Annotated in this window: 6 protein-coding genes and 1 pseudogene; 4 read left to right on the top strand and 3 right to left on the bottom strand. The window is 45.7% G+C overall.

Annotated features, from left to right (window positions below):
- The first annotated feature begins 2 nt into the window (after positions 1-2).
- Positions 3-1,841 carry a DUF1998 domain-containing protein gene (locus tag QUB61_RS28510; RefSeq protein WP_333133333.1) on the top strand — a complete coding sequence of 613 codons (1,839 nt, stop codon included), beginning with the start codon at positions 3-5 and terminating at the stop codon, positions 1,839-1,841.
- Entirely contained in the window at positions 1,838-2,338 is a 501-nt protein-coding gene (locus QUB61_RS28515) for a phospholipase D family protein (RefSeq protein ID WP_333133332.1), read from the top strand. Before QUB61_RS28510 ends, QUB61_RS28515 begins: the two co-directional genes overlap by 4 nt.
- A 1-nt stretch (position 2,339) precedes the next feature.
- Here the strand turns inward: QUB61_RS28515 and QUB61_RS28520 are convergent, their stop codons facing one another.
- The 3 genes from QUB61_RS28520 to QUB61_RS28530 form a co-directional block, all read right to left on the bottom strand.
- A complete protein-coding gene (locus QUB61_RS28520; protein ID WP_333133331.1) occupies positions 2,340-3,536 on the bottom strand; it encodes a DNA cytosine methyltransferase in 1,197 nt (398 codons plus the stop codon).
- 108 nt (positions 3,537-3,644) lie between these two features.
- Complete coding sequence (locus QUB61_RS28525; protein ID WP_190735803.1) at positions 3,645-3,854, bottom strand: hypothetical protein; 210 nt, start codon at positions 3,852-3,854, stop codon at positions 3,645-3,647.
- A gap of 97 nt (positions 3,855-3,951) precedes the next feature.
- The gene (locus tag QUB61_RS28530) at positions 3,952-4,449 is read right to left on the bottom strand and encodes a DUF393 domain-containing protein (protein ID WP_333133330.1); all 498 of its coding nucleotides are present in this window, start codon (positions 4,447-4,449) and stop codon (positions 3,952-3,954) included.
- 388 nt (positions 4,450-4,837) lie between these two features.
- Between QUB61_RS28530 and gltX the strand changes: the two are divergent.
- Together gltX and QUB61_RS28540 are read left to right on the top strand one after the other, a co-directional pair.
- Positions 4,838-6,262 (top strand): annotated as a pseudogene (gene gltX, locus QUB61_RS28535) (glutamate--tRNA ligase); the annotation flags it as partial.
- A gap of 381 nt (positions 6,263-6,643) precedes the next feature.
- Positions 6,644-7,078 carry a CAAD domain-containing protein gene (locus QUB61_RS28540; protein ID WP_333133348.1) on the top strand — a complete coding sequence of 145 codons (435 nt, stop codon included), beginning with the start codon at positions 6,644-6,646 and terminating at the stop codon, positions 7,076-7,078.
- Positions 7,079-7,321: the final 243 nt, after the last annotated feature.

Genomic DNA, 7,321 nt, shown 5'->3' on the forward strand with positions numbered 1-7,321 from the left:
TTATGGCAGCCAAAGGTCAATCTCTGCGGCCTTCACAGTACATTACAACTTTTGGGCCGAGCAGCATTTTGGAAACGCCAGACGGTCCGGTTGTTATCGCTGCTCCCAGCCACTCCGGGCTATTTGATAATATTCATCCTGATGCTTATGAAATTCGAGACCTGCGACTTTCACAAACTCTACTCAATAACAAAAAAATCTTTCGGATTCCCTCTAATGCTGAATTAGGATGCAAAGAAAATCGGCTGGTATATAATGCCTACTATTTTCCGAGGTGGTCGCTGTGCCCTACTCACGGCATTCTCTACAGATACGAACCTCAGTCTTTAATTGGCTGTCCCAAATGTCACAAACAGCGTCCGACCAATAAATGGGGAGAAGTATGGGCTAAATCTCGCGAAGAAGCTGTGCGTTTTGTTTTAGCTTGCTCTCACGGACACTTAGATGAAGTTCCTTGGGGTTCGCTCATGAGACACAGAGGTAAATGTTTGGGTTCAAACTTCTACAAATGGGAAGGCGGTGGAGGTGCGATCGGAAACATTCAGATTACGTGTCCAATTTGTGATGCTAGGGAAAATTTTGGAAGTGCTTACTCTAGAAGATTTCCATGTAGAGGTAAATTTCTAGAACGAGGTTCAGAAGAAGGAGCCTGTGCAAGAGCAGCTAAAATAATTCAACGTGGTGCTGCTAACTTGCGAGTGTCTGAAATTCGATCGGCACTCACAATTCCTCCTCTAGACACTGCTTTACACCGCTTGCTTCAGAGTCGCGCTGTTTTAGATGTTCTTGTTGCTTGGCCTGTAAACTCAAAAAATATGCTAGTTCAGCTTTTGGATAACTTAGTCAAAGGACAGCGACTTGACCCGACAATTGCTGCAACTATCAAGCAATATGATGAAGCTGAGATTCTTGGGGCTATCTCCGACATTTTAGGTGAAATACACAATCCTAAAGATTTGACAGAAGCCACACTCAGACAGGATGAATTTATCAGCTTGCGGAACGCTGCTTGTTATGGTGCGCCACCTCAGAGAGCTGATAAACCAGGAGGCCCGAATCAATTTGAAGTGTATATAGAAAATGTTAGAAACTTCAGCTTAGATTCAGGTCGAACGTTGAGGGTAACACCCCTAAGCAGGTTGCGAGTGGTCATGGTACAAATTGGCTACACCCGGCCTATTGATACAGATAACGAAGAGAATCAGCCTCAAATTGTCCCGGTTGAGTATCTGCCACCTAATGAGAGTATTGCTTGGCATCCAGGGGTTGAGTTATTTGGCGAAGGGATTTTTATTGATTTTATATCTGATGAAGAACCTAAAGGAATTCCCGAACACTTTCCTTTACAGGGAGAAGCATACCAGCGCTGGCTAGCTGCGTATAATTCACCCGAACCCTACCGAAAAATAAGGGCTATGCCAGGAACTACAGAAGAATATTTACATCCTGTGTTTATCTGGTGGCACACACTATCTCACCGTTTAATCACAGCACTTTCAGTTGATTCTGGCTACTCTTCAGCGGCCATCCGAGAACGAGTTTATACTTGCACAACTAACAATCAAACATCAGGAGGATTGCTGCTTTACACAGCACAGTCGGGTGGCGACGGTACCCTGGGAGGATTAATTGGATTAGTTCCCCATTTCGATCGCATCCTTAAATCTGCTCTTCGCAATGTAGATGCTTGTTCCAATGACCCCATTTGCTTTGAGGAAAAATTTGGAGAAGACAAGGTAAACGGTGCTGCTTGCTATGCTTGCCAGTTAATTTCTGAAACTTCCTGCGAGCACAGAAATACTTTACTAGACAGGCGATTGTTACTGGACAATTTACCGTGAAAGCTCAAACAGTAGTTACTGGACTGACTTGGATGGGGAGCGGTGTCCGCTCTGTTCGATCGGCCTTGACAGATATGTTGAGGAATGCAGAAAGCGAGGTTTTACTGTGTGCGTATTCTGTAACCGGTGGTGCTGACGAAATCCTTGCAGAGTTTGAAGATTGCCTGAAGCGCGGCATCAAGTTTGAAGTAATTATTAATCGCTTTCACCAGCAGCCTCAAGACATTCAAAAATATTTTTTCAATTTAGTGAAAATTTATCCTTATTGTCAAGTTTATAACTTTAATGACTCGGTTGAGGAATTGCATTCAAAACTAATTGTAGTCGATCGCTCAGTTGCTCTGATTGGTTCTGCTAATTTAAGTATGCGGGGCATGAAACAAAATTACGAATTGGGTATTGTTCTCCGCGATGCCGAGGTTAGCACTATCTCTAAGTGCTTTGACAGCCTGCTTAATCTCGCATCTGTTTCGCCTATAAATGGTAGGGATAACTGAGCTAAAAACTTGCATGGTACGCTTGTACTTGCTCGACAATTGGTTTGGCGATCGCCTCAGCTAAAAGAGGCGGCACAGAATTGCCAACTAGCTCAAACATTCTAGTCATAGGTGCGTCAAATACAAAATGATCTGGGAAACTTTGCAGTCTTGCCGCTTCTCTGACAGAAATACTTCTAGTCTGAGTAGGATGAATATAAGCTAAACAGTCTTTCTGCATATGTGCTGTTAGCGTCCACGAAGGTTTATGCGATTCTAAGCGTCTGTACTTATCCTCAAATATCTTATCGTTATAGCGTTTAAGCTCGTCAGGTATATTTTTATATTTTCCTCCTTGAGGCATGATACTAAATATATACAAATCTTTGTCATTGTGAGCGCGACAAAGATGATTCATTACTGTTTCAGAAGCTTGGCTTCTCATCCGCTTTTGATACTCTGATTCCGCGCAACACTTGTAATGTGTGGCAGAGTCAGGTTGCTTTGATGCCGTGTTTTTCCTTTTCAAAGACAGAGTTTTAGGCTCTAATTCTGGTAAATCTTCAATTGCTTCTCCCACAGAAACAGGAGAAGCTGTATTCACTTCGGGAAACTCAAAATCTAGATTTAAATCCTTGCGCCTGCCGACGATGAACAGGCGTTTTCTGATTTGAGGAACGCCGTAATCTGAAGCTACTAAGATTTTTGAGCTAATATCATAGCCTGGATAATCGCAGTCTTTTTTGTGCAGTCCTTTTTTCAAATCTTCTATCAAAAGAGGGAATATCCAGTGGTTGCGGAGATAATTAACATTTTCAATTACAAAAAAATACGGTTTATAATATTCAAGGAATCGAATAAAGTGTTCGTATAAAAAATTTCTAATATCATTTTCAATATCCTTGCCTAAAGACCTCATTTTGCCTTTGCCAACTACTGAAAATACTTGGCACGGCGGCCCGCCAATTAAAATATCAACTTTTCCGGGCTGTAGACCAAGTTCACTTAAATCAGTAATGGATTCGATCGGTTTGGCATCAAGCTTGAGCTGGCAGTTAGGGAAGTTTCTATGATGAGTTCTGATGGCATGGGGATTTTTATCAATACCCCCGAGAATCTCACAGCCGGCATTTTGAAAACCTAAACTCATCCCACCTGCACCGCAGAAGAGATCGAGTACAGTCGGAGCTTTGGTTGTCGGTTTACTTGGCTTAGGCATTCGATCGAGAAACTGTTTTAGGTAAACTAACTACTACGCGGTACAGTTTACCCGAAAAGGCTGGCCAAAAAACTCCTGCTTGCAGTTAAGATCGACTCCCAGCAGCGCTCAAAGGTGCGAGGAAATAAAGGGTCGGGCGATCTGATAGGTCAAAACCAGGACGATCGGCACGAGTATCGGAATCGCCACTAGCAGTCCCCATTTGCCAAACCTAAGTTTTTGACCGTCCGATTTTAACAGGAAAATCACAGCGGCAATTCCCATAAGTATCCAGAGACCACCGAAGCCCATGAAGACTGTATAGCCTGCATCTTGCATTTTTTTTGACCTTTAATAGTCGTCCATCTTTAATGTTAGTTGCAGTCTGTTTCGGCTGACATCTTCTGATAGACCGATCGAACTTATTAAATATGACTCATTTTGAGTTGGGTTGGCAGCGGCCTTGACTTTCGCACTCGATCCGCTGAGTTCGATCGCTCATAATTGTTGCTAAATCCGGCCTTCCCGTCAGCTTCAGCCGCCAGTCGGCCCAAATTCCGTACAGCCAATTGGCGATCGCCCCGATCGCTGGTAACTTAGTCACAGCATAAACCCAGCCCATACCTAAAATCTCGTAGGTGCGGCGAAAAACCTCTACATTTTTAACCGTCCTACCGTCGGGTAATATCGCGTGAATCCGACCCATCGCCGTTTCGTAGTCGATTCCGCCGTGGGCCTCCGGGTTGTAGCCATCATCCGCAATATCCACAAACGACACTAAACCTCGCCCCGCGTCGCGTTTTTTCAAGAAATTAACCTCCCGCACGCACAGAGGACATTCACCGTCGTACAGCAATTCTATCTGCCAAGCAGCCGCAGCAGACTCGGGTGAGGGCGCAACAGATTCGGAAAACTCGGTTTTAGCAGCAGACATAGGGAAATATATTTTAATGTCGTCGATCGCACACAAACATTTTACAAGGATAAATAGTTATCGGGTGCGCCTTGGGTACTCCTAAAGCAGTTATTTGTGCTGTGAAAAATAGTCCCAAAGGTGAATCCAGTCTTGGCCGCCCGCAATGCTAATATCATCAAGATGCCTCTTAGTGCCTTGGCGAAGACTTTCGCCCGATCGCTCGTTAGCTTTCGCGATCCTTCGGAAAGCCCTCGAAGAGGATCGGCTATTATCAAGCAATTCGAGGCAAAGCACCTGCCAAGCACAACTTTTAAGTCGGCAACAAAATATAATAAAATTTGAAGTCTTAAATATCAGCTATTCGCCCAACCAGCAAATCGCCCCCAATCTCAAAGCAAAAATCTACATGAATGTCAGAGTCCGTCTAGCCCCCAGTCCCACCGGAAACCTACACATCGGTACCGCCAGAACCGCCGTATTCAACTGGCTGTTTGCCCGCAACCAAGGCGGCAAATTCATCCTGCGGGTAGAAGACACAGATGTAGAACGTTCTAAAAGCGAATACACCGATAACATCCTCGAAGGACTCACCTGGCTGGGTATGAACTGGGACGAAGGCCCGACTTTTCAGTCGCAGCGTCTGGAAATATACCGCCAATGGGTCCAAACCCTGCTAGACAAAGGATTCGCCTACCGCTGCTACACCACGGCCCAAGAACTCGACCAAATGCGGGAAGCACAAAAAGCCAACAAACAGGCCCCCCGCTACGACAACCGCCACCGCAACCTCACTCCCGAAGAGCGAGAAGCTTTTGAAGCCGAAGGGCGGCAAGCCGTGATTCGGTTTATCATCGAGGACGATCGCACCATCTCTTGGAACGACACGGTACGCGGCACCGTAACTTGGAAAGGTAGCGACCTCGGCGGCGATATGGTAATTGCCCGTGCATCCAGCGGCGGCGTCATCGGCCAACCCCTCTACAACCTCGCAGTAGTTGTCGATGACATCGACATGGGCATCACCCACGTCATCCGCGGCGAAGATCACATCGGCAATACTCCGAAACAAATATTGCTCTACGAAGCTTTGGGCGCGACAATCCCAGAATTTGCCCACACGCCGCTGATTTTAAACTCGCAAGGACAAAAGCTTTCTAAACGCGACGGCGTAACCTCGATTTCTGACTTCAAAGATATGGGTTACGTCCCCGAAGCTTTAGTTAATTACATGACTTTGCTGGGCTGGACTCCCCCGGACTCAACGCAAGAAATATTTACACTGTCGGAAGCAGCAGCAGTATTTACATTCGATCGAGTCAACAAGGCAGGTGCAAAATTTGATTGGGATAAACTCAATTGGCTTAACAGTCAATATCTGCACAAAATGCCAGTGCCGCAATTGACAGATTTGCTGATACCTTATTGGTGGCAGAAAGGCGGTTATGAGTTTGACTCGGAGGCAGACCGCCCTTGGCTCGAACAAATAGCTGCTTTAATCGGCCCGAGTCTCGTTCGCTTAAGCGATGCTGTGGATATGTGCAAGTTGTTCTTCTCCACCACGGTGGAATACGAAGAAGAAGCACTCGCACAGTTGCAGCAACCAGGGGCTGCACAGGCTTTACAAGCAGTTGTAGAAGCGATGGAAACTCATTCCTCCCTGACATCAGCGGAAGCTCAGAAAATCACTAAAAAGCTCAGTAAAGAGAAAAATCTTAACAAAGGGCTAATTATGCGATCGCTCAGAGCCGCTCTGACAGGTGCAATGCACGGCCCCGACCTGATAGAATCTTGGGTAATCCTTCACCAGCGGGGGACGGCTAAAACCCGCTTGCTTGATGCCATTAGCAACTTGAATTTGCCTGCTGTTGGTGTCGCGGCCGAAACTCCTACCCCAGAACAACCAAAGGCAGAAACGGTCGCCGAAACTTCTGCTAAACAACAGCCAGCCGTCCAAACACCGACTGTTGAAACAGCAGCGCCCGAGGTGACAGCAGTCGAAATATCGCCTGTGGAAACACCCGGAACCGAGGTTTCAGCAGTAGAAATATCGCCTGTGGAAACACCCGGAACCGAGGTTTCAGCAGTCGATATTTCGGCAGTTGAAACACCCGGAACCGAGGTTTCAGCAGTCGATATTTCGGCAGTTGAAACAGCCGCAGCAGCAGTTGAAATACCTGCAGCCAACCAGCAAAAAACTATTGCGAGTGGAGAAATGACTTCATCAAACGAACCAGAAACAACCGTTATCATCACCGAAATTCCTGCCGGAAATGAAGCAGACAGTTCAAGCGGTACCACAAAAGTCATAATTACCGACGAACCGCCAAGTCAGACCCAGCAGATCAAAGAACAAATTATCTCAATTTTGTCCGAGTTTCCCGCTTACATCGGCAGCTTTTACGAGCAGTACAAAAGTCCCCTGACTGTTGTCGGTGTAATTTTAGCCTCGATTATCTCTTTGAAAGTGCTTTTGGGCGTAATAGACGAACTCAACGACATCCCCCTGCTAGCACCCACATTCGAGCTAATTGGTATCGGATACACTGTGTGGTTTGTCTACCGCTATTTGCTGCGATCGTCCAACCGGCAACAATTAGGTCAAGAAATTCAAGCCTTGAAAGAACAGATTTTCGGCAAAAAGTCCTAAACTTTTGCTGGTAATTTGTTGAATTTGTGCCCGACACTGACAATTTTAAATAAGTTGTTAGTGTCGGTTTTTTTTGTAGGAATGGGCGATTATTTTGGCAATAGCCGATTATTTTGGCAATGGGCGATTGAAATCGCTGAGTTTACGGGAACACAAACGAAGTCTGCCTAGGGCGTCGGTTCAGTATTAGGAGTTGACAAAACAAACTGAAAATGATATGTGAATTGAAAAGCCTGTTAAATT

Source organism: Microcoleus sp. C2D2 (assembly GCF_036702495.1).
Lineage (GTDB): Bacteria > Cyanobacteriota > Cyanobacteriia > Cyanobacteriales > Microcoleaceae > Microcoleus.